Origin of the sequence: Massilia sp. TWR1-2-2 (assembly GCF_049897565.1) — a bacterium.
Taxonomy (GTDB): Bacteria; Pseudomonadota; Gammaproteobacteria; order Burkholderiales; family Burkholderiaceae_D; genus JAFCUW01.
Genome location: NZ_JAFCWM010000013.1, coordinates 120,581 through 143,938 on the forward strand (window position 1 = coordinate 120,581; position 23,358 = coordinate 143,938).

At 65.2% G+C, this 23,358-nt stretch carries 18 protein-coding genes; 13 read left to right on the forward strand and 5 right to left on the reverse strand.

Annotated features, from left to right (window positions below):
• Window positions 1-147: 147 nt before the first annotated feature.
• From smc to def, 5 genes are all read left to right on the forward strand, one after another.
• Window positions 148-3,672 (forward strand): chromosome segregation protein SMC, encoded by a 3,525-nt coding sequence (gene smc, locus ACP7DD_RS14375; RefSeq protein WP_426175504.1) that lies wholly within the window; start codon window positions 148-150, stop codon window positions 3,670-3,672.
• A gap of 389 nt (window positions 3,673-4,061) precedes the next feature.
• Window positions 4,062-5,171 carry a cell division protein ZipA C-terminal FtsZ-binding domain-containing protein gene (locus ACP7DD_RS14380; protein WP_426175505.1) on the forward strand — a complete coding sequence of 370 codons (1,110 nt, stop codon included), beginning with the start codon at window positions 4,062-4,064 and terminating at the stop codon, window positions 5,169-5,171.
• Window positions 5,172-5,201: 30 nt separating this feature from the next.
• Entirely contained in the window at window positions 5,202-7,241 is a 2,040-nt protein-coding gene (gene ligA / locus ACP7DD_RS14385; protein WP_426175506.1) for an NAD-dependent DNA ligase LigA, read from the forward strand.
• 2 nt (window positions 7,242-7,243) lie between these two features.
• Window positions 7,244-8,137: a UTP--glucose-1-phosphate uridylyltransferase GalU gene (galU, locus tag ACP7DD_RS14390; protein ID WP_426175507.1), complete on the forward strand. Its 894-nt coding sequence runs from the start codon at window positions 7,244-7,246 to the stop codon at window positions 8,135-8,137.
• Entirely contained in the window at window positions 8,134-8,670 is a 537-nt protein-coding gene (gene def / locus ACP7DD_RS14395) for a peptide deformylase (RefSeq protein WP_426175508.1), read from the forward strand. Before galU ends, def begins: the two co-directional genes overlap by 4 nt.
• A gap of 22 nt (window positions 8,671-8,692) precedes the next feature.
• Here the strand turns inward: def and ACP7DD_RS14400 are convergent, their stop codons facing one another.
• The 5 genes from ACP7DD_RS14400 to map form a co-directional block, all read right to left on the reverse strand.
• The gene (locus tag ACP7DD_RS14400; protein WP_426175509.1) at window positions 8,693-10,309 is read right to left on the reverse strand and encodes a M28 family peptidase; all 1,617 of its coding nucleotides are present in this window, start codon (window positions 10,307-10,309) and stop codon (window positions 8,693-8,695) included.
• A 168-nt stretch (window positions 10,310-10,477) separates the two neighbouring features.
• Window positions 10,478-11,260 (reverse strand): hypothetical protein, encoded by a 783-nt coding sequence (locus ACP7DD_RS14405; protein WP_426175510.1) that lies wholly within the window; start codon window positions 11,258-11,260, stop codon window positions 10,478-10,480.
• 7 nt (window positions 11,261-11,267) lie between these two features.
• Window positions 11,268-12,014, reverse strand: a complete 747-nt coding sequence (locus tag ACP7DD_RS14410) for a pseudouridine synthase (RefSeq protein ID WP_426175511.1) — start codon at window positions 12,012-12,014, stop codon at window positions 11,268-11,270.
• Between the two features lie 31 nt (window positions 12,015-12,045).
• Complete coding sequence (locus ACP7DD_RS14415; protein WP_426175512.1) at window positions 12,046-14,628, reverse strand: [protein-PII] uridylyltransferase; 2,583 nt, start codon at window positions 14,626-14,628, stop codon at window positions 12,046-12,048.
• 4 nt (window positions 14,629-14,632) lie between these two features.
• Window positions 14,633-15,460, reverse strand: coding sequence for a type I methionyl aminopeptidase (map, locus tag ACP7DD_RS14420; RefSeq protein ID WP_426175513.1), 828 nt, complete (start codon window positions 15,458-15,460; stop codon window positions 14,633-14,635).
• A 444-nt stretch (window positions 15,461-15,904) separates the two neighbouring features.
• Here map and rpsB point away from each other — a divergent pair, with 444 nt between their 5' ends.
• From rpsB to rseP, 8 genes are all read left to right on the forward strand, one after another.
• On the forward strand, window positions 15,905-16,657 hold the full coding sequence (gene rpsB, locus ACP7DD_RS14425; RefSeq protein ID WP_426175514.1) for a 30S ribosomal protein S2: 753 nt from the start codon (window positions 15,905-15,907) through the stop codon (window positions 16,655-16,657).
• A 136-nt stretch (window positions 16,658-16,793) separates the two neighbouring features.
• Window positions 16,794-17,702 (forward strand): translation elongation factor Ts, encoded by a 909-nt coding sequence (gene tsf / locus ACP7DD_RS14430; RefSeq protein WP_426175515.1) that lies wholly within the window; start codon window positions 16,794-16,796, stop codon window positions 17,700-17,702.
• Between the two features lie 147 nt (window positions 17,703-17,849).
• Window positions 17,850-18,566, forward strand: coding sequence for a UMP kinase (gene pyrH, locus ACP7DD_RS14435; RefSeq protein ID WP_426175516.1), 717 nt, complete (start codon window positions 17,850-17,852; stop codon window positions 18,564-18,566).
• Between the two features lie 50 nt (window positions 18,567-18,616).
• Entirely contained in the window at window positions 18,617-19,177 is a 561-nt protein-coding gene (frr, locus tag ACP7DD_RS14440; RefSeq protein ID WP_099787783.1) for a ribosome recycling factor, read from the forward strand.
• A gap of 36 nt (window positions 19,178-19,213) precedes the next feature.
• On the forward strand, window positions 19,214-19,966 hold the full coding sequence (uppS, locus tag ACP7DD_RS14445) for a polyprenyl diphosphate synthase (protein ID WP_426175517.1): 753 nt from the start codon (window positions 19,214-19,216) through the stop codon (window positions 19,964-19,966).
• The gene (locus ACP7DD_RS14450) at window positions 19,966-20,796 is read left to right on the forward strand and encodes a phosphatidate cytidylyltransferase (RefSeq protein WP_426175518.1); all 831 of its coding nucleotides are present in this window, start codon (window positions 19,966-19,968) and stop codon (window positions 20,794-20,796) included. The genes uppS and ACP7DD_RS14450 overlap by 1 nt, the downstream gene beginning before the upstream one ends.
• Before the next feature lie 9 nt (window positions 20,797-20,805).
• The gene (ispC, locus tag ACP7DD_RS14455; protein ID WP_426175519.1) at window positions 20,806-21,987 is read left to right on the forward strand and encodes a 1-deoxy-D-xylulose-5-phosphate reductoisomerase; all 1,182 of its coding nucleotides are present in this window, start codon (window positions 20,806-20,808) and stop codon (window positions 21,985-21,987) included.
• Window positions 21,984-23,321, forward strand: a complete 1,338-nt coding sequence (rseP, locus tag ACP7DD_RS14460) for an RIP metalloprotease RseP (RefSeq protein WP_426175520.1) — start codon at window positions 21,984-21,986, stop codon at window positions 23,319-23,321. Before ispC ends, rseP begins: the two co-directional genes overlap by 4 nt.
• The last annotated feature ends 37 nt before the right edge of the window (window positions 23,322-23,358 follow it).

Below are 23,358 nucleotides of genomic sequence, written 5' to 3' on the forward strand. Positions count from 1 at the left end.
TTGGACCGCACCGGCGCGCCGCAGTTCAGGCTGACAAATAATCACTAATTTCCAAATTGCAACACGATCTTGGCGAGGGCCAAAGCAACAAATGGTATGATCATCGCTTTCCTGTTTTCGACCTCGCCATAGGATAGTCCAAGCAACGTGCGCCTCTCTTCCATCAAATTGTCGGGATTTAAGTCATTCGTCGATCCCACCAATTTCCAGGTGCCGGGCCAGCTTGTCGGCGTAGTCGGCCCGAACGGCTGCGGCAAGTCGAACATCATCGACGCGGTGCGCTGGGTGCTGGGCGAGTCGAAGGCGTCGGAGCTGCGTGGCGAATCGATGCAGGACGTCATCTTCAACGGCTCGACGCACAGGAAGCCGGCCGGACGCGCGTCGGTCGAACTGGTGTTCGACAACAACGACGGCAAGGCCGCCGGCCAGTGGGGCCAGTACGCCGAGATCGCCGTCAAGCGCACGCTGACGCGCGACGGCACCTCCACCTATTACATCAACGGCCAGCCGGTGCGCCGGCGCGACATCCAGGACATCTTCCTCGGCACCGGCCTTGGGCCGCGCGCCTACGCCATCATCGGCCAGGGCATGATCTCGCGCATCATCGAGTCGCGCCCGGAAGAGTTGCGCGTGTTCCTTGAGGAGGCCGCCGGCGTCTCCAAGTACAAGGAGCGCCGCCGCGAGACCGAGAACCGCCTGGGCGACACGCGCGAAAACCTGCTGCGCGTCGAAGACATCCTGCGCGAGCTGAACGCCAACCTCGAAAAACTCGAGGCGCAGGCAGTGGTGGCGAACCGCTTCCACGCGCTGCAGGGCGACCAGGAAGAAAAGCAGAAGCTGCTTTGGCTGCTGCGCAAGAACGAAGCGCACGCCGAGCAGACCCGGTACTTCCGCGAGATGGAACAGGCGCAGACCGACCTGGAACAGCAGACCGCCAAGCTGCGCCACGTCGAACTCGAGCTCGAACACATGCGCCAGGGGCACTTCGCCGTCGGCGACCGCCTGCACACGGCGCAAGGCCACCTGTACCAGACCAACTCCGAGATCGGCAGCCTGGAGGCGCAGATCAAGTTCGTCATCGAGTCGCGCAGCCGGCTGCAAAACCAGCTCGCCACCCTGGGCGCCCAGCGCAACCAGTGGCAGGCGCAGGGCCAGGATTACCGGGAGCAGCTCTCCGAAGCCGAGTTCACGCTGGAAGAACTGGGCGCGCGCGTCGAGCAGTCGCAGATGGCGGCCGAACAGCATACCGAGGGCCTGCCGGCGCTGGACGCCGCCTGGCGCGAAGCGCAGCACAAGACGACCGAATCGCGCTCGCGCATCATGCAGGCGCAGCAGCAGATCGAACTGTCGTCGGCGCACCAGCGCAACGCCTCGAACATCCTGGCCGGTCTCGCCACGCGGCGCGAGCGCCTGCAGCAGGAGAAAAATGGCCTGAACCTGCCCGACAGCGCGCACCTGTCGAACCTGCGCATGCAGCTCGAAGAAAAGCAGCAGGCGCTCGAAGAGCAGACCATGGTGCTCGAAGAAGCGGTCGAACAGCAGGAGCACCTGGAGCAGGAACGCGCCACCGCGCAGGCCCAGGTCAACGCCGAGACGGCCGCCAACGCGCAGCTCGAAGCGCGCCTGGCGGCCCTGAAGCAGATGCAGGAGCGCGTGCAGACCGAAGGCAAGGTACAGCCCTGGCTGAAAAAACACGAACTTGAATCGCTGCCGCGCCTGTGGCAAAAGCTGCACATCGAGCAGGGCTGGGAGACCGCCCTCGAAGCGGTGCTGCGCGAGCGCACCGCGGCGCTCGAGATGTCCAACATCGAGTGGGCCAAGGCCTTCTTCGCCGATGCGCCGCCGGCCAAGCTGGCGCTGTATGCGCCGTCGCTGGCCAGCGCGCAGTCGGCCGAGATCCCCGGTTTCAGGCCCTTCACCAGCCTCCTGAAGATCAACGAAGCGGGCCTGCGCGGCGTGCTGCACGACTGGCTGCACAACGTCTTCGTCGCCGACGACGCTGCCAGCGCCTTCGCCGCGCGCGCCTCGCTGCCGGCCGGCGGCTCGTTTATCACGCGCCAGGGCCACGTCGTCACCGCGTCGAGCGTGCGCTTCTACGCCGCCGACTCCGAGCAGGACGGCATGCTCGGGCGCCAGCAGGAAATCGACAACATCGGCAAGCAGTTGCGCGCGCAGGCGTTGCTGGCCGACGAGGCGCGCGCGCGATCGGTGCGCGCCGACGCCGCCGTGTCCGACCTGTCGCGCCGCCTGCAGGACGCGCGCCTGCGCATCGGCACCCTGACCCAATCGGTCCATACGCTGCAGATCGAGGTCGTCAAGCAGTCCGAGGTCGAGGCGCGCTTCAACCAGCGCAGCACGCAGATCGAAGCCGACCTGGCCGAGATCGCGATGCACGAGGAAGAGCAGCAGCAGGTGCGCATGGAGTCGGAAGAAAAATTCGAGCAGCTCGACATGGAGCTGGCCGAGCTGCAGGGCGCCCACGAGGACGGCCAGACCGCCTTCCTCGAGCGCGAGCAGGCGCTGGCCGACGCGCGCGACAAGCTGCGCGAACTCGAACGCGCGGCGCAGGAAGCGCAGTTCGCCGAGAAGTCACAGCGCAGCAAGATCGAGGAACTGCGCCGCAATATCGCCACCGCCACGCAGCAGGCGTCGCAGGTCGGCGAAAGCCTGGAGCTCGGCCAGCAGGAACTCGAGTCGCTCGAGACCGGCGCCGCCAACGACGGCCTGCAGGACCTGCTCGATCGCCGCACCACACAGGAGCGGGCGCTGTCGGACGCGCGCCACGAACTCGACCAGATCACCCAGCAGCTGCGCCACGCCGATGAGTCGCGCATGGCGGCCGAACGCAGCCTGCAGCCGCAGCGCGACAAGATATCCGAGATGCAGCTCAAGGAACAGGCCGCGCGCCTGAACCAGGAACAGTTCGCCGAAGCGCTCAAAGCGGTCGACGCGGACGAGGCGGCGCTGGCGGAAAAACTGCTGCCGGAGATGAAGGCGCAATACCTGCAAAGCGAGGTGACGCGCCTGACCAACTCGATCGCCGCGCTTGGCGCGGTCAACCTGGCCGCGCTCGACGAACTGGCGCAGGCGTCCGAGCGCAAGAACTTCCTCGACGCCCAGAACCAGGACCTGACCGAGGCGATCAACACGCTGCAGGACGCGATCCACAAGATCGACAAGGAAACGCGCGAGCTGCTGCAGGATACCTTCGACAAGGTGAACCTGCATTTTTCCGAGCTGTTCCCGATCCTGTTCGGCGGCGGCAACGCGCGACTTGTCATGACGGGCGACGAGATCCTCGACTCCGGCGTGCAGGTGATGGCCCAGCCGCCGGGCAAAAAGAACGCCACCATCCATCTGCTGTCGGGCGGAGAAAAAGCGCTGACGGCGACGGCGCTGGTGTTTTCGATGTTCCGCCTGAACCCGGCGCCATTCTGCCTGCTCGACGAGGTCGACGCGCCGCTCGACGACGCCAACACCGAGCGCTTCTGCCGCATGGTCAAGCGGATGTCCGAGCACACCCAGTTCCTGTTCATCTCGCACAACAAGATCGCCATGGAGATGGCGCACCAGCTGATCGGCGTGACGATGCAGGAGCAGGGCGTGTCGCGCATCGTCGCTGTCGACATGGAGGCGGCGGCCGGCTTCGCCGCCGAGGCGCAAGCGGCATAAATTCTGTCGGGAAATTTTGCAAGGGCTGCAGAAACAAATCTAACTGGCATTCACGGTCTGGCCGGTTTGCGCCGCCAGCGCCGCACGCTGAGCTGATCGCGCTTTCCCGCTAGGCGAAGGCCGGCCGCGCGCGGGCTTTTTGCGGCCACGGGCGCGGGCGCGCGCGCCGAGGCCTGCCGTGCATGGCGTAGACCCCTTGTTATTGGTATCATGGTAGCTATTTTGCTACCTGCGGCGTGTTACCCTCGCAGCTATGCGGCGCAAATGCGCAACTGACACGCCATGACCGAATTATTCAGTACTTAAAGGGCCTTGCACATGCTGGGAAATCTTAACGTTGCAGCAGACATCGCGTTCGCCGCGAAATTCGCTAGCGGGGCATACACAGCATGACCGATCTTCAAATGAGCCTGATTGGCGGCGCCGTCGTTTTTGTCGGCGCCGTATTCGTCTATAACAAGTGGCAGGAGCACAAGGCGCGTAAAAGCGTCGAGCGCGCCTTTTCGTCCGAGCACGACGACGTGCTGATGCGCGCCGGCGAAGCGCCGGCGCCGGTGCCTGCCACCGCGCGCCAAGAGCCGAGCTTTGAGCTCGGCAGCGGCGGGCGCGGCGGCGACAGCGGCGACGCCGAACAGCGCTACGAGCCGGTCGTCTCCGACACCGTCATCGGCGCCGACGACGTCGTCGCGCCTGCCACCGAGCAGGCCACCAGCCTGGTCGACCCGCTGATCGATTGCCTGATTCCGCTGGCGCTGGAGAATGCCGTGCGCGGCGACAAGATCCTGCCGGTGCTGCACACGCTGCGCCACGTCGGCAACAAGCCGATCCACTATATCGGCCTGGCCGTCTCCGGCGAGTGGGAGCCGATCGCCCACGGCGGCGTCTACACCAAGCTGCAAGCGGGCGTGCAGCTGGCCAGCCGCACCACCGCGCTCAACGAACTCGAATACTCCGAGCTGGTAACGCGTCTGCGCACGGTGGCAGACGAAATCGGCGCCGAAGCCGAAATCCCCGACATGATCGACGTGATGGCCGAAGCGAAAACGCTGCACCGCTTCGTCGCCGGCCACGACGCCCAGCTGGGCGTGAACCTGATGTCGAACGGTGCCCCGTGGGCGATGTCGACCTTGATCGGCGCGCTTGAAAAGCAGGGCTTCGACGTGCGCCCGGACGGCCGCTTCGCCATGCCCGACGGCGACGGCGGCGTGCTGTTTACGCTGTCGACCAACGTCACGCTCGGCGCCGACACCACCTCGCACCTGACGTTGCTGCTCGACGTGCCTGTGGTGGCGCCGGCGCGCGACGGCTTCGGCAGCATGGTGGCGTGCGCGCGCTCGATGGTGGCGCGCCTGGACGCGACCATCGTCGACGACAGCAACCAGCCGCTGATGGACGAGGCGCTAGGAGAGATCAACGGCCAGGTGCTCGAGTTCTACCAGGAGATGGAAGCGGCCGACATCCCGGCCGGCTCGATCCGCGCGCTGCGCCTGTTTAGCTAGACGCAGGCGATCGTGACGAAAGAGGCAAGCATGGAATCGGCATTTCGCGAGCGGATGGCGTGGCTGACGACTGAACTCAATCGCCACATCTACGCCTACCACGTGCTCGACGCGCCGACCATTCCGGACGCCGAGTACGACAGCATGTTCCACGAACTGCAGCAGCTCGAAGCGGCCCATCCCGAATCGATGACGCAGGATTCGCCGACGTTCCGCGTCGGCGCCGCGCCGATCCCCGAGTTCAGGCAGGTCACCCACACGGTGCCGATGCTCTCGCTCAGTAACGGCTTCTCGGAGGAAGACGTCGACAACTTCGACCGCCGCGTGCGCGAAGGCCTCGGCGCCGAGCAGGTCGAGTATTGCGGCGAACTCAAATTCGACGGCCTGGCCATCAGCCTGCGTTACGAGAACGGCGTGTTCGTACAGGCGGCCACGCGCGGCGACGGCGCCACCGGCGAAGACGTCACCACCAACATGCGCACCGTGCGCGCCATTCCACTGCGCCTGCATGGCGACGACGTCCCCGGCGTACTTGAAGTGCGCGGCGAAGCGCTGATGTTCAAGGCCGATTTCGCCAGGCTCAATGCGCGCCAGCGCGAGGCCGGTCTGAAGGAGTACATGAACCCGCGCAATGCGGCCGCCGGCAGCTTGCGCCAGCTCGATTCGCGCATCACGGCCGCGCGCAACCTGCGCTTTTTCAGCTACGGCATCGGCGCGCTGGAAGGCGCGGACATGCCCGAATCGCATTCCAAGCTGCTCGACTGGCTCGACCAGCTTGGCCTGCCGGTATCGAAAGAGCGCGCCGTGGTGGTGGGCGCCGCCGGCATGCTCGGCTACTTCACCGACATCGGCCAGCGCCGCGCCGACCTGGTGTACGAAATCGACGGCGTCGTCTACAAGGTCGACCGGCTCGAAGACCAGCGCAAGCTTGGCTTCGTGTCGCGCGCGCCTCGCTTTGCGATGGCACACAAGTTCCCGGCCGAGGAAGCGCTGACGCAGGTGAAAGACATCGGCGTGCAGGTCGGCCGCACCGGCGCGATCACCCCGGTGGCGCGCCTGGCGCCGGTGTTTGTCGGCGGCGTGACGGTCGAAAACGCCACCTTGCACAACGAAAGCGAAGTGCGCCGCAAGGACATTCGCATCGGCGACACCGTCATCGTGCGCCGCGCCGGCGACGTCATTCCCGAAGTGGTCGCGTACGTGCCCGAAAAGCGCCCGGCCGACGCGCGCGAATTCGTCATGCCGGTGAGCTGCCCGGTGTGCGGCTCGCCGATCGTGCGGCTCGAAGACGAAGCGGTGGCGCGCTGCTCCGGCGGCTGGACCCATTGCAGCGCGCAGAAAAAGGGCGGCCTGATGCACTTCGTTTCGCGCCGCGCGATCGATGTCGAGGGCCTCGGCGACCAGCTGATCGAGCAGCTGGTCGACAAGGGCGTGATCGACACCGCCGCCGACCTGTACCTGCTCGACCAGGACAAGCTGTGCGCGCTCGACCGCATGGCCACGAAGTCGGCGCAGAACGTGCTCGCCGCGCTCGAAAAATCGAAGGACACGACGCTGGCGCGCTTCATCTTCGGGCTTGGCATCCGCAACGTCGGCGAGTCCACCGCCAAGGCGCTGGCCCAGCACTTCGGCAACCTCGACGCGCTGCTGCACGCGGCCAGCTTCGAAGGCGGCCTGCAACTGCTGGAGGTGGCCGACGTCGGCCCGGTGGTGGCGCGCTCGATCGCCGAGTTCCTCACCGATCCTGAAAATATCCAGCTGGTGCAACAACTGCGTTCGCACCTGCGCTGGAAAGAGGGCGAGCACGTGCTCAAAAATACCGGCGCGCTGGCCGGCAAGACCTTCGTGCTGACCGGTACGTTGCCCACGCTCAGCCGCGACGAAGCGGCCGCGCTGATCGAAGCGGCCGGCGGCAAGGTGGCCGGCTCGGTATCGAAGAAGACGTCGTACGTGGTCGCGGGCGAAGAGGCCGGCAGCAAGCTGGTCAAGGCGCAGGAACTTGGCATCGCCATCCTCGACGAGGCCGCGCTGCAGCACCTGCTCGCGCTCCCATCACCAACTGAAGAATGACCATGAAAAAAATCACCAAGGCTGTCTTTCCAGTCGCGGGGCTGGGCAGCCGTTTCCTGCCTGCGACCAAGGCGCAGCCGAAGGAGATGCTGCCGATCGTCGACAAGCCGCTGATCCAGTACGCGGTGGAGGAGGCGGTCGCCGCCGGCATCGACGAGATGATCTTCATCACCGGCCGCAACAAGCGCGCCATCGAGGACCATTTCGACAAGGCCTACGAGCTCGAAAGCGAGCTCGAAGCGGCCGGCAAGGAACAGCTGCTCGAGTTCGTGCGCAACGTCATCCCGAAGCACATCACCTGCATCTACATCCGCCAGTCGGCACCGCTGGGCCTCGGCCACGCGGTGCTGTGCGCGCGCCCGGTGGTCGGCAACGAGCCGTTCGCGGTGCTGCTGGCCGACGACTTCATGGACACCGCGCCTGGCCGAAAACCGGTGCTGGCGCAGATGACCGACATCTACGGCTACGAGAAATGCAGCATCCTGGCGGTGCAGGACGTGGCGCGCGCGGACACCCGCCATTACGGCATCGTCAGCGCATCGTCGTACCGCGCCGACCTCGAACTGGTCTCCGGCATCGTCGAGAAACCGCAGCCCGATGAGGCTCCGTCGACGCTGGCCGTGGTCGGCCGCTACGTGCTGTCGCCGAAGATCTTCGACTACCTGCAGCACCTCGGCAGCGGCGCCGGCGGCGAGATCCAGCTCACTGACGGCATCGCCGCCCTGATGGCAGCCGAACGTGTGCTGGCCTACCGCTACGCCGGCCAGCGCTACGATTGCGGCTCCAAGCTCGGTTACCTGAAGGCGATGACGGCGATGGGCCTGAAGCACCCCGAAACCGGCGAGGGCTACCGAGCTTTTCTCGAACAGATGCACTTGGGAGCCGAAGCAAAATGACCGTACGTGAAATCCTCAAGATGGGCGATCCGCGGCTGCTGCGCGTGGCCGAGCCGGTACGCGAATTCAACACGCCCGAAATGGACGCGCTGATCGCCGACATGTTCGACACCATGCACGCGGCCAACGGCGCCGGGCTGGCGGCGCCGCAGATCGGCGTCAACCTGCAGCTGGTGATCTACGGCTTCAAGGAAAACCAGCGCTACCCGGACGCGCCGCCGGTGCCCGAAACGGTGCTGATCAACCCGGTGCTGACGCCTTTGTCGGACCAGATGGACGAGCAGTTCGAAGGCTGCCTGTCGGTGCCCGGCCTGCGCGGCGTGGTGTCGCGCTACACCAGATTGCATTACGAAGGCGTCGACCAGCACGGCGAGCCAATCGTGCGCGACGCCGAAGGTTTTCATGCGCGCGTGGTGCAGCACGAAGTCGACCATCTGCTGGGCATCCTGTACCCGATGCGGATCACCGACTTTTCGCAGTTCGGCTACACCAGCGTGATGTTCCCGGACCTCGATCCGGACGACGACGAGTAACGCCTGCGGCGCGGGTCGGCCGTCAGCGCTTTACTTTGCCGAGCGGGTCATCCCGATTCCAGACAGGCAGCGCCGTCGCGTTCGCCACCGCGTAGCCCAGGTTCAGCGTGAACTGCGCCTGCTGCACCATGCCCGACAAGTCCCAGTCCGGATTGTATTGGTCGCTGACCTGGTGGTAGTCCTGCTTGAAGGCGACCATGCGCGCGCGCGAGGCGTCCGGATCGGTCGCGAACGCGAACGAGCCGTCGCCGGAAAACACCGCCGAGCCGACGTTAAAGGCGGGAACACCTGCCTTGGCGAACATGAAATGGTCGGCGCGGAAGTAGGCGCCGCCCAGGTCCGGCACGGTGGGCGCCAGACGCAGGCCCATGCGCCTGGCCACCTGCTCGGCGCTTGCGTGCAGGCTGCTGCGTTCACTGCCGGCCACGCCCATGTCGCGCGTCTTGCCGACAAAATTCATGCTGTCGAGGTTCAGGTCGGCGGCCGTCTTCGCCAGGGGCCATAACGGGTTGCGCACATACGCGAGGGCGCCGAGCAGGCCCTGCTCCTCCGCGCACGGCCACAGGAAGATTTGCGTGCGGCGTGCCGGCTTTGCCAGCGCCGCCTGCGCCATCGCCAGCAGCGCGGCCGAGCCGGAGGCGTTGTCGATCGCGCCGTTCCAGATGTGGTCCGGTTTGCCGTCCGCCGCGCCGATGCCGAGGTGGTCCCAATGCGCCGAGTAGATCACCGCCTGGTCTTTCAGCGCCGGGTCGGTGCCCGGCACGAGGCCGGCGACGTTGAACTGCTCGACCTGCCGGATGGTGCTGTCGACTGCGGCGTGGGCGACTATCCCCAGGTCGACCGGCTTGAAGCCGCGCACCTCGGCTTGGGCGCGCAGTGCGTCGAGGTCTTTGCCGGCGGCGGCGAACAGCGTACGGGCGGCGTCCTCATGAATCCAGCCCTGCAGCGCGTTGCCGGCGCCGGCCAGCTGGAAGCGTTCGTGGCTGAAGCTGGTGGCCGGCACGCTCCATGGATACGACGCCGATTCGGTCGTGTGGATCAGCAGGATGCCGGCCGCGCCTTGGCGCACCGCCTCCTCGTACTTGTACATCCAGCGGCCGTAATAGGTCAGCGATTTGCCGCCGAAGCGATTCGGCTCGGCAGCGGTCGGGCGCGGATCGTTGACCATCACGATCAGCAGCTTGCCCTTGACGTTGACGCCGCGAAAGTCGTTCCACCGCTCGTCGGCGCCGTCGATGCCGTAGCCGGCGAAGAGCACCGGCGCATCGAAGCGCACCGCGGCGTTGCCGTTGGCGTTGCCGAGCAAGATCGCGCTGCCAAGCGCCGGCGCGATGACCTTGCCGGCCACCTCGAAACGCACCGTGCTCGTTGGCAGCGTGCTCGTCCCCACCAGCTGCACCGATTGCCGGTAGCTCTTGCCGGCGGCCGGCTTCAGGCCAATTGCCGCCGCCTGCGTTTCGAGGTAACGCACCGCCAGATCGCCGCCGCGCTGGCCGGTGCCGCGTCCTTCCAGCAGGTCGTCGGCAAGAAACGCCAGATGGGCGCGCAGCGGCGCTTCGGCTACCACCGGCTGCTGCCGCGCGACCGCGCTCAGGCTCGTCAGTGCGAGGCAGGCGGCAAAAAGAGGAAAACGATGCATCGATGCTCCTGGAGAAAAGGCGCGGCAAGAGCGCGCCATTGATAATTGGTCACCAACGCAATGCCATCGGGCACCGCTGCGCGCAATGAAACACTGGTGTCAGGTCTGACATTCGGACATTTGGAAAATGAAATGTCCGAATGTCAGACCTGACACCAGAACGCCGCATCACGAGCACGCCCGCTCAGACGGCGTGCCGCGGCGCGACTGGCCGCACAGCTCGCGCCAGAAACGGGCGGTAAATTCGGGGTAGGCGCGCCGGAATCGTTTGCTAACCGGTGCGTAGCGCTGCGTCTCCCGTACCGGCGGCAGCAGCCGGCGCACCGCGCGTGCCTCGGCGCCGGACAAATAGGGGCCCACCACAACGTCGGGCTCGAGGATGACGTCGACCCTGCCGGCGATGAGCTTGCGGACATCGGCCTGCGGCGTTGGCGCCGATTCGATCGACCAGCCATGCGAGCGCGCGGTCGCCGCGGTGGCGCCGCCACCGGTCGAACTACCGACCAGCCGATTCGGGCTCGTGAGCGTGACGCCGTCCCAATGAACGCGCGCGTCGCCCGCGCGGACGTACAGCGACACGCTGTCGCTCAGTAGCGCAAGGCCAGGATTGACGCTGCCATCCTTCATCGGAAACGCCATTTCACTGTCGACGCCGGGGACAAACGAGAAGCCGGGCAGCACGTCGATCTGGCCGCTGGCCAGTTCGGCCAGCTGGCGATTCGGCGGCCGCCGTACGACCACGATGCGCGGCTTGCATCCGCTTCGCGCCAGCGCAGCGCGGGTCCATTCCACCAGCAACCCGGGTGGCTCCGGTACCTCGTCGGTGCCAAGCACGTACGGCGCGATTTCGAAGTTCGGCAGGCTCACGCGCACTTCGGCGGGGCAGTTCATCGCCGCGGCGGCCCCGCGCCATAGCAGCACGGCGGCGCAGAAAATGGCAAGACGGATCATCGGCGGCTCAGAACTGTTCATCCGGGCGCAGGTAGCGCCACTGCCCGACCGGCAGGTCGCCCAGCTTGACCTTGCCGATGCGCACGCGCTTGAGGCCAATGACCTTCAACCCGACCATGTCGCACATGCGGCGGATCTGGCGCTTCTTGCCTTCGCGCAGGGTGAAACTGAGCTGGTCGTCGTTCTGCCAGCGCACCTTGGCCGGCAGCAGCGCCTTGCCGTCCATCCAAAGGCCGAAGCACAGCTTCTTCAGGTCCGAGTCGGGCAGGGTGCCCGGCTTGCTGTACTGCACCCTCACCAGGTATTCCTTCTCGATCGCGGTGTCCTGGCCGATCAAGGTCTTGGCCACGCGGCCGTCCTGGGTCAGCACCAGCAGGCCGACCGAATCGATGTCGAGCCGGCCGGCCGGCACCAGCGAGCGCAATTGGGTCGGGTGGAACTGCTCCGGCGACGGGTCGTCCGGCCAGCGGTTCTCGGCCTTGATCAGCGCGATCGCCGGCGTGTAGCCGTCTTCGGCCTGGCCGCTGACGTAGCCCATCGGCTTGTTGATCAACACCGTGACGCGCTTGGACTGCTCGGCGGCGGCCTGGCGCTCGACCGTGATCTTCTGCTCGGGAATGACCTTGCTGCCCAGTTCGGACACAACCTGGCCATCGACCCGCACCCAGCCGCGGGCGATCCATTCATCGGCTTCGCGGCGCGAGCACAGCCCGAGTTCGGACATGCGTTTGGAGAGGCGTAACAGTTCACTCATTGGTTCGGTCGTCTTTACTTAAACTTAAACTTTAAACTTTTAAGGCGTCCAGCAGCGCCGTTTCGAGCTGGATCTGGTTGCGTTGGCTGGAGAGCACGGCGCCGTCGACCAGGAACACGTCCTCGACGCGCTCGCCGAGCGTCATGATCTTGGCGGTGTGCACGTTGATGCGGTAGCGCGTCAGCACGTTGGCGATCGAGTACAACAGGCCGGTGCGGTCGTTGGCCGAAATCGACAGCAGGTAGTGCTGGCCGCGCTCGTCGGGCCGCAGGTCGACCGTCGGCGTGATCGGGAAGGTGCGCGACAGGCGCGACAGGCGCCCGTGCGAGGGCCCCGGCAGCGGCGCCTGCGACGTCAACAGCTCGCACAGTTCGTGCTCGATCAGGTTGATGATGTCGCGGTAGCTCTTGGCGAAATTCTGCTCGGTGACCATGAAGGTGTCGAGCGCGTAGCCGTTGCGCGTGGTGTGGATCTTGGCGTCGAGGATGCTGAAGTTCTTGCGGTCGAAATAGCTGCAGATGCGCGCGAACAGGTCCGGCTGGTCCTTGATGTAGACGGCCACCTGCAAGCCTTCGCCGATCGGCGCCAGGCGGCACTTGATGACCGGCTTTTGCGCGTCGATGCGGTCGTGCAGCGCGCGCGTCTGCCAGGCGATGTCGGCGGCGTCGTGGCGCAGGAACCAGGCCACGTCGAGCTGGTTCCACAGCGCTTCGTGCGCGTTCACCGGCAGCCCCCACAGGCGCAGCATGGCGCGCGCCTCGTCCTGGCGGTTCTTCAGTTCGCGGTCGGCAGAATGCGGCTCGCCGCCCAGCACCCGCAAGGTGACGCGGTACAGGTCTTCGAGCAGCTTGGCCTTCCACGCGTTCCACACCTTCGGGCTGGTGCCGCGGATGTCGGCCACTGTCAGCAGGTACAGCGCCGTCAGGTGGCGCTCGTCGCCGACCACCTTGGCGAACGCGGAAATGACGTCCGGGTCCGACAGGTCCTGCTTTTGCGCCACCTGCGACATCGTCAGGTGCTGCTCGACCATGAACGTCACCAGTTCGGTGTCTTCTTCATCGATGCCGTGCTCCTCGCAGAACTGGCGCGCGTCGGCGATGCCGAGCTTGGAATGGTCGCCGCCGCGGCCCTTGGCGATATCGTGGAACAGCGCGGCGACGTACAGCAGCCACGGGTCGCGGAAGTTGGCGATCAGCTGGCTGCAGAACGGGTATTCGTGCGCGTGCTCGCTCATTGTGAAGCGGCGCATGTTCCGCACCACCATCATGATGTGCTGGTCGACCGTGTAGACGTGAAACAGGTCGTGCTGCATCTGGCCGACGATGCGGCGAAACACCGGCAGGTAGCGACCGAGGATGCTCATGTCGTTCATCCGGCGCAGCGCGTGCACCACGCCGACCGGCGCCTGCAGGATGCGCAGGAACAGCGCGCGGTTGACCGGGTCGGCGCGAAAGGGCGCGTCGATGCGGTCGCGCGCGTGCCACAGCGCGCGGATGGTGCGCGCCGTCATGCCCTTGATGTCGGGGCGCTCGGTCATCACGACGAAGATCGCCAGCATCGACGACGGATGCTTTTCGAACGTGTCGTCGTCGCGGATGTCGATGAAGCTGCTGACGGCGTTGAAGTAGTCGTCGATGATGACCGCTTCGGACGGCTGCGGGAACAGCTGCGCCTCGATGTTTTGCAGCAGGATCGTGTTGAGCTGGGTGACCGCCTTGGCGGCCCAGTAGTAGCGCTGCATCAGAAATTCGCTGGCGCGGCGCGCGTTCGGCCCGGCGCCGCTGTCGCGCAGCCCGAGCGAGCGGGCGATCGCGTCCTGCACGTCGAACACCAGCCGGTCTTCGCGCCGGTTGGTGTGCAGGTGCAGGCGCACGCGGATGTCCTTGAAGGCGCGCTCCTTTTCCATCAGCGCGCGCGCTTCGGTCTGGGTGATCAGCCCGCGCGCGGCGAGCTGGCCGAACGAACTGGCCAAACCGGCCGCCTTGGCCACCCACAGGATCACCTGCAGGTCGCGCAGGCCGCCCGGGCTCTCCTTGCAGTTCGGCTCGAGCGAGAAAGCGGTGTCTTCGTACTTGGCGTGGCGCAGGCGCATCTCGGCCGTCTTGGCCTGAAAAAAAGCCTGCGGATCCATCGCTGCCTGGTAGCGCTGGTGCAGCTGGTCGAACACGGCACTGTCGCCGGCGACCAGGCGCGCCTCGAGCAGGCTCGTTTGCACCGTGATGTCGGCCTGCGACTCGGTCATGCATTCGTCGACGGTGCGGATGCTGCTGCCGATCTCCAGGCCCAGGTCCCACAGCAGCTGCACCAGCTCTTCCAGCTTGCCGCGGGTGATGGCGTCGGCCGGCTCGGACAGCAAGATGAGCAGGTCGACGTCGGAGTAGGGGAACAGTTCGCCGCGGCCGTAGCCGCCGACGCCGACCAGCGCGCTGGTGGCCGGCAGGCCGGCTTCGTTCCACGCCACGGTGAGCACCGTGTCGACGCTCTGGCGCAGCGCGCGCAGCAGCTTTTCCGGCTTGCCGTCTTCGTGGAAGGCGGCAGTCAGCAGCGCGCGGTCGGCCTTGAGCTGAGCCTTGAGCTGGTCGCGCGTGTCGGCTTTGCGTTCGGCGGCCGGCATTGGCTTACGCCGCTACCGCGGGCGCCTGCTTGACAACAATGGCCGGCGGCGGCGGCGTGCCGGCCGAGGTGGTCAGCACTTCGTAGCCGGTTTCGGTCACCAGCACCGTGTGCTCCCACTGCGCCGACAGGCTGCGGTCCTTCGTCTTGATGGTCCAGCCGTCGCCCATTTCGCGAATGTCGCGCCGGCCGGCGTTGATCATCGGCTCGATCGTGAAGATCATGCCAGCTTCCAGGCGCTCGAGCGTGCCCGGTTTGCCGTAATGGAGAACCTGCGGCTCTTCGTGGAACACGGTGCCGATGCCGTGGCCGCAAAATTCACGCACCACGCTGTAGCCGTGCTTTTCGGCGTGCTGCTGGATCACGTGGCCAATGTCGCCCAGGTGCGCGCCCGGCTTGACCTTCGAGATGCCCAGCCACATGCATTCGTACGTCACTTCCGACAGGCGGCGCGCCAGGATCGACGGCTCGCCGATGAAGAACATGCGGCTGTTGTCGCCGTGGAAACCGTCCTTGATGACGGTGATGTCGAGGTTGACGACGTCGCCGTTCTTCAGCACCTTGTCGCCCGGAATGCCGTGGCAGATGACGTCGTTGACCGAGGTGCAGATCGCCTTCGGGTATGGCGTGTAGCCGGGCGGGCAGTAGTTCAGCGGCGCCGGGATCGAGCCCTGGACGTTGGTCATATATTCGTGGCACAGACGGTCGAGCTCGCCCGTGGTGACGCCAGGCTGGACGAACGGGGTGATGTAATCGAGCACTTCGGCGCCGAGCCGGCCCGCCACGCGCATGCCGGCGATTTCTTCGGGGGTCTTGATGGAGATAGAGGACATAGAGATCGCAATCGGCTAAGAAACAATAAGAATGGTGCTCATTATAAGGGAAGTGCGGTGCGACCGTTACGTTCGGGCCCGGTCGTTATTACTGGAAGTGCGATGCGAGCGTCACCTGCGGCGTGCGCCCCCCCCCACCATCGTCATTCCCGCGAAGGCGGGAACCCATACTGAGCTGGCAGGGGCGGTGCTGCATGCTCAGCAGGGATTCGCGCCTTCGCGGGAATGACGGTGCGGGGGGCTGCCGAGCGGGCAAGAGGCGCTGCAAGGCTTCTGTTTTACTTGAACTAAACCCCATTCCGGGTTAGAATCTTGGGTTGCTTGATCTGGTTTTTCGAGCAAAGAAGTAAATCAGCAGCAAATTATTGTTAAATCGCGAGTCCGGTCGCAAAGGGTGCCTGAATGGTGACTGACCGGATTCCAGACCCAACCCTGGAGAAATACATGTCCGTAACAATGCGTGAAATGCTGGAAGCCGGTGTCCACTTCGGTCACCAAACCCGTTTTTGGAACCCAAAAATGGCGCCGTTCATCTTCGGCCACCGCAACAAGATCCACATCATCAACCTCGAAAAGACGATGGCGATGTATCAGGAAGCGATGAAAACCGTCAAGCAAGTAGCAGCTTCGCGCGGCACCATCCTGATGGTCGGCACCAAGCGCCAGGCGCGCGACATCATCGCCGCTGAAGCCCAGCGCGCAGGTGTCCCTTACGTCGACCAGCGCTGGCTCGGCGGCATGCTGACCAATTTCAAGACCATCAAGACCTCGATCAAGCGCCTGAAGGACATGGAAGCCCAGATCGAAGACGGTTCGGTCGAGAAGCTGTCGAAAAAAGAAGGCCTGATGTTCGAACGCGAAATGATCAAGCTGCAAAAGTCCATCGGCGGCATCAAGGACATGGGCGGCGTTCCTGACGCAATCTTCGTCGTCGACGTCGGCTACCACAAGGGCGCGATCACCGAAGCGGGCAAGCTGGGCATCCCGGTCATCGGCATCGTCGATACCAACCACTCGCCAGAAGGCGTCACCCACATCATCCCGGGTAACGACGACTCAAGCAAAGCGATCATGCTGTACGCCCGCGGCGTCGCTGACGCGATCATCGAAGGCCGCGCCAGCGCGACCAACGAAGTGGCCGACATGGTCAAAGCTTCCGGCGGCGACGAATTCGTCGAAGTGTCCGAGCAGGCGTAATAATGACAGCGGCGCCTCGGCGCCGCATCATTGAAAAAAGGGTGGCATCGAGCTCACCCTTTTTTTTAAACAGAATATGCATCACGCGCGGCGCCCGAGCGGCGCCCCATTCGAATTGACTAATTAGGAGAAACACATGGCAGCGATTACAGCAGCGATGGTAGGCGAACTGCGCGGCAAGACCGACGCACCGATGATGGAATGCAAAAAAGCACTGACCGAAGCCGAAGGCGACATGGGCCGTGCGGAAGAAATCCTGCGCGTCAAGCTCGGCGGCAAGGCCTCGAAGGCGTCGTCGCGCATCACCGCCGAAGGCGTGGTCGTTGCCTACATCGCCGGCAACATCGGCGCGCTGCTGGAAATTAACAGCGAAACGGACTTCGTCGCCAAGAACGACGACTTCCTGGCGCTGGCCAACAACGCCGCCAAGCTGGTCGCGGAAAACAATCCGGCCGACGTCGCCGCGCTGCTGGCCCTGCCGCTCGACGGCAAGACGCTCGACGACGTGCGCGCCGCACTGATCGGTAAAATCGGCGAGAACATGTCGATCCGCCGTTTCCAGCGTTTCGACACCACCGGCAAGCTCGCTTCGTACCTGCATAACTCGCGGATCGGCGTGATCGTCGAATTCGACGGCGCCGACGAGCAGATCGGCAAGGACATCGCCATGCACATCGCGGCGATGAAGCCAGTGTCGCTGTCGTCGGACCAGGTGCCGGCCGAAATGATCGAGAAAGAGCGTTCGGTCGCCGCCCTGAAAGCACAGGAAGACGCCGACAAGGCCGCCGCTGAAGGCAAGCCGGCGCAGTCGCCGGAAATCCTGGCCAAGCGCCTCGAGGGTTCGGTCCAGAAGTACCTGAAGGAAGTGTCGCTGCTGAACCAGCCGTTCGTCAAGAACGACAAGCAGTCGGTCGAGCAGACCTTGAAGGCGGCAAACACCACCGTCAAGTCGTTCACGATGTATGTCGTCGGCGAAGGCATCGAGAAGAAGCAGGACGACTTCGCGGCAGAAGTTGCAGCGCAAATGGCTGCCTCGAAGCAGTAAGTTGACAAGCGGGCCGGAAGGCCCGTTTTCTTAACTGAAGTAAAATTCTGCACCTGCCCCCCGCGCGGGGCGGTGCGACTGCCGCGCGGCCCACCAGGCTGCCAGGGCCAGTCAGAACCGAATAAACCGTCACTCAGGAGCCTCTACATGACCAAACCAGCCTACAAACGCGTACTCCTCAAATTGTCTGGCGAAGCACTGATGGGCGATGATCCTTACGGTATCAACCGCGGCACCATCGAGCGCATGGTCGCCGATGTGGCGGAAGTGGCGAAGGCGGGCGTGGAACTGGCGGTCGTCATCGGCGGCGGCAACATCTTCCGCGGCGTCGCCCCCGGCGCCCAGGGCATGGACCGCGCCACCGCCGACTACATGGGCATGCTGGCCACCGTGATGAATGCGCTGGCCCTGGCCGACGCCATGCGCCACGCCGGCATTACCGCGCGCGTGATGTCGGCGATCGGCATCGACCAGGTCGTCGAGCCGTACGTGCGCCCGAAGGCGCTGCAGTACCTGGAAGAGGGCAAGGTCGTCGTGTTTGCCGCCGGCACCGGCAACCCGTTCTTCACCACCGATACCGCGGCCGCGCTGCGCGGCGCCGAAATGAGCGCCGAGATCGTGCTCAAGGCAACCAAGGTCGATGGCGTATATACTGCCGATCCACAGAAGGACCCGCATGCGACGCGCTATGAATCGATCACGTTCGATGAGGCAATCTCGAAGCACCTGCAGGTGATGGACGCGACCGCGTTCGCCCTGTGCCGCGACCAGAAATTGCCGATCAAGGTGTTCTCCATCGTCAAGCCGGGCGCGCTGATGCGCGTCATCATGGGCGAGGATGAGGGAACGCTGGTTCACGTGTAAAATAACGCAATACCTAAAAGCAACAATTCCAGAAGATACAGGAGAGCAGCATGACAATCGCTGACATCAAGAAAAACGCGCAAGAGCGCATGAGCAAATCGATCGAAACCTTGCGCGCCGACCTGGCCAAGGTCCGTACCGGCCGCGCCCACACCGGCATCCTCGACCACATCACGGTCGACTACTACGGTTCGCCGACGGCGCTCAGCCAGGTCGCCAACATCACCCTGATCGACGCCCGCACCATCGGCGTGGCGCCGTTCGAAAAGAAGATGGCCGCCGCCATCGAGCGCGCGATCCGCGATTCGGACCTGGGCCTGAACCCGTCGTCGCAAGGCGAGCAGATCCGCGTGCCGACGCCGATGCTGACCGAAGAGCGCCGCAAGGAAATGGTCAAGCTGGTCAAGAACGAGGCGGAAGACGCCAAGATCGCGATCCGCAACATCCGCCGCGACGGCAACGAGCAGGTCAAGAAGCTGGTCAAGGACAAGCTGGCGTCGGAAGACGACGAGCGCCGCGCCACCGACGAGATCCAGAAGCTGACCGACAAGTTCATCAGCGACGTCGACCGGATGGTTGTCGACAAGGAAAAAGAAGTGCTGACGGTATAGATCGACGGTATTGATGCGCAACTACAGTCTGGATTTATGATCTTTAACAGTTCGACGACAGCGGTGCCGGAAGTTGCCGCGGTACCGCGCCATGTCGCCATCATCATGGACGGCAACGGCCGCTGGGCCACCAAGCGCCTGTTGCCGCGCGTCGCCGGCCACGTCAAGGGCGTCGAGGCCGTGCGCGGCTGCGTCGAGTCGTGCGTCGAGCGCGGCATCGAATACCTGACCCTGTTCGCTTTCTCGTCCGAAAACTGGCGCCGCCCCGAAGAAGAAGTGTCGCTGCTGATGCGCCTGTTCGTCACCGCGCTCGGGCGCGAAGTGTCGAAGATGCACGCCAACGACATCCGCCTGAAGGTGGTCGGCGACCTGTCGCGCTTCGACGCCAAGCTGCGCGACATGATCGCCAACGCCGAGCGGCGCACCGCCAATAACAGCCGCCTGACCCTGACCATCTGCGCCAACTATGGCGGCCGCTGGGACATCATGCAGGCGACCAACAAGATGGTGGCGGCCAATCCGGGCGTGACCGACTTTACCGAAGCGCAGCTGGCAGCGCACCTGGCGATGGCCTACGCGCCGGAGCCGGACCTGTTCATCCGCACCGGCGGCGAAGAGCGCATCTCGAATTTCCTGCTGTGGCAGCTGGCCTATTCGGAGCTGTACTTCACCGACACCTTCTGGCCCGACTTTTCAATCGAATCGCTCGACACCGCGATCGCCTCCTACCAGAGCCGGGAACGGCGCTTTGGCCGCACCGGCGACCAACTCGCCGAAAAGAAGACCTAATGCTCAAAACCCGGATCATCACCGCAATCGTCCTGCTGGCGGTATTGCTGCCGGTGCTGTACTTCAACAATCCAATCGCCTTTGCCGTCATCGTCACGCTGTTTTTCGGCGCCGCGATCTGGGAAGGCTTTCGCCTGTTCAATCCGGCCTCGAAAAACGCGCTCGTCATCAGCGTGTTCTGGGCGGCGGCGTTCTGCTACACCTTCTTCTACGCCGAGCCGCGCCAGGCCACGTTCTGGTTCGTCATCAGCGTCATGGTCTGGCTGCTGCGGCTGGTGCCGTCGCTGAAGATCGGCCTGCCGGCGCTCGACAGCGGCGGCAACACCTTGCTGAGCATGACGTACGCCGTTGCCATCGTCGCCTGCTTTGCCGCCATCGTGGTGCTGTACCGCCATTCGCCGCTGTACCTGCTGTCGGTGATGGTGCTGGTATGGATCGCCGACATCGGCGCCTACGCCGCCGGCCGCGCGTTCGGCAAGCGCAAGCTGGCGCCGACCATTTCGCCGGGCAAGTCGTGGGAAGGCGCCATCGGCGGCGCCATCGCCGTCGTGCTGCTGGCGAGCTTGTCGGTGCTGTTCGGCGGCCCGGCGCTGGCCGACACCTTCGCCGTGCGCGTGCAGGCGAGCCTGGGCTGGGCCGGGTTGACGGCTATACTGCTGTTGATCGCTGCCGCCAGCGTCGTCGGCGACCTGTTCGAATCGCAACTGAAGCGCCGCGCCGGCGCCAAGGACAGCAGCCGCCTGCTGCCTGGCCACGGCGGCGTGCTCGACCGGATCGACGCCCTGATCCCCGTATTGCCGCTGGCTGCCTTGATCGACACCTGGCTCTGAGAGAGTTTCATGCAATTTATTACCATCCTAGGCGCCACCGGTTCGATCGGCGTGTCGACCCTCGACGTGCTCGCGCGTCATCCCGATAAATACCAGGTCTACGCGCTGACGGCGCACAGCAAGGTCGACGAGCTGGCCGCGCAGTGCGCGCAGTTCCGCCCGCAGCGCGCCGTGGTCGGCAGCGCCGCAGCGGCAGATCAGCTCGCCCAGCTGCTGAGCGCGCACGACGTGCGCGTTGACGTCAGCTGGGGCGAGCAGGCGCTGTGCGACGTCGCCGCCGCTGCCGGCACCGACACCGTGATGGCCGCCATCGTCGGCGCCGCAGGTCTGGCACCCGTGCTGGGCGCCGCCCGCGCCGGCAAGAAGATCCTGCTGGCCAACAAGGAAGCGCTGGTCATGTCGGGCCAGCTGTTCATGGACGCGGTGCACCAGCACGGCGCCACCTTGCTGCCGATCGACAGCGAGCACAATGCGATCTTCCAGTCGCTGCCGCAGTCGTACGCGCGCTCGCCGCAAGGCGCAGGCGTGGCCAAGATCCTGCTGACGGCGTCGGGCGGGCCGTTTCTCGCGCGCGCCGTCGACACGCTCGAAGACGTCACGCCGGAGCAGGCCTGCAAGCACCCGAACTGGGTCATGGGCCGCAAGATCTCGGTCGATTCGGCCACCATGATGAACAAGGGCCTTGAAGTAATCGAGGCGCACTGGCTGTTCGGCGCCCCGGCCGCGCAGATCGAGGTGGTGATCCACCCGCAAAGCGTGATCCACTCGATGGTGTCCTACGTCGACGGCTCGGTGCTGGCGCAATTGGGCAACCCCGACATGCGCACGCCGATCGCCCACGCGCTGGCCTATCCGGAGCGGATCGACTCCGGCGTCGCGCAGCTCGACCTGACCAGCATCGGCACGCTGCAGTTCGAAAAACCCGATTTCGCCCGCTTTCCGTGCCTGGCGCTGGCGTTCGAAGCGCTAGAAGCGGGCGGCACCGCGCCGGCGCTGCTCAACGCCGCCAACGAAATCGCGGTCGACGCTTTCCTCGACAAGCGCATCGGCTTTCGCGACATCGACCGCGTGATCGCCCGCGTGATGCATGAAAACGCGCACGGCGCCGCCAGCAGCATCGAGGCGGTGATGGCGCAGGACGCGCTGGCGCGCCGCGCCGCCGGCGCCATCGTGGCGGGGCTGGCGCGATGAACTTCATCACCACCGTGCTGGCGTTCCTGCTTGCGCTGGGACCTTTGATCATCTTCCACGAGCTTGGCCACTACGCGGTGGCGCGCCTGTGCGGCGTGAAGGTGCTGCGCTTTTCGGTCGGCATGGGCAAGGTCGTCTGGTCGCGCCGTTTCGGCCCCGACCAGACCGAATGGGCGGTGTCGGCGCTGCCGCTGGGCGGCTACGTCAAGATGCTCGACGCGCGCGAAACGCCCGGCGTCGATATCGATCCGGCCGACCTGAAACGCGAATTCACCCACCAAAGCGTATGGCGCCGCATCGCCATCGTCGCCGCCGGCCCGCTGGCCAACTTCATCCTCGCCATCGCGCTGCTGGCGGCGCTGGCCATGGCCGGCACCACCGAGCCGTCGACGCGCGTGCGCGCCGCCGCCGAAACGACGGCCGCTTACCAGGCCGGCCTTCGCGGCGGCGAAAAAGTCATCGCCGTCAACGGCACGCCGGTGGCCAGCTGGCCCGAGATGCGCTGGGAGATCTTGCAGGCGATCGTCGACAAGCGCGACGCGCGCCTTGACGTCGCCCAGCCGCAGGGCGGCCAGTCCGCCGCCATCCTGCCGGCCTCGAAACTGGCCGGCCTGAACGTCGAGAGCGACGTGATGGGCGCGCTCGGACTGGAGATGGCGCTGATGCGCCCCGTCATCGAGCAGGTCATCGCCGGCGGCCCGGGCGAGCGCGCCGGTCTGCAGACGGGCGACGTCATCGCCACCGTCGACGGCAAGCCGGTCGCCGACGGCATGGCCTTGATCGCCGCGGTGCGCTCCTCGGAAGGGCGGCCACTGGCGCTGGCCGGCCAGCGCGGCGCCGGCGGCTTCGCCGTCACCGTCGCGCCGGTGTTCGACTCTAAAGCGAAAGTGTGGGCGATCCGTGTGGCCACCAGCATGATCGAGCGGGTGACCATTACCGCCGGCCCGCTGGAGGCGCTCGGCAAGGGCGCGCGCAAGACCTGGGACACCAGTGTACTGAGCCTGAAAATGATCGGCAAGATGATCACCGGCGAAGTATCGCTCAAGAACGTGACCGGCCCGATCACCATCGCCGACTACGCGGGCCAGACCGCGCGCCTGGGTCCCGAGGTGTTTTTGGGCTTTATCGCCTTCGTCAGCATCAGTCTTGGCGTGATGAATCTGTTACCAATTCCGATGCTGGATGGCGGCCATTTGCTGTATTATTCGCTGGAAGTTTTGACCGGCCGTCCCTTGCCCGAGCGGATCGGGGCATATGCACAGCGCGCCGGCATGGGCCTGCTGGCCTTGCTGATGGCGCTCGCTGTATTCAACGACCTCGCCCGGCTCCTGTAGTTGCGGTCTTTCCCGACCATGATTTTGTCCATGATTG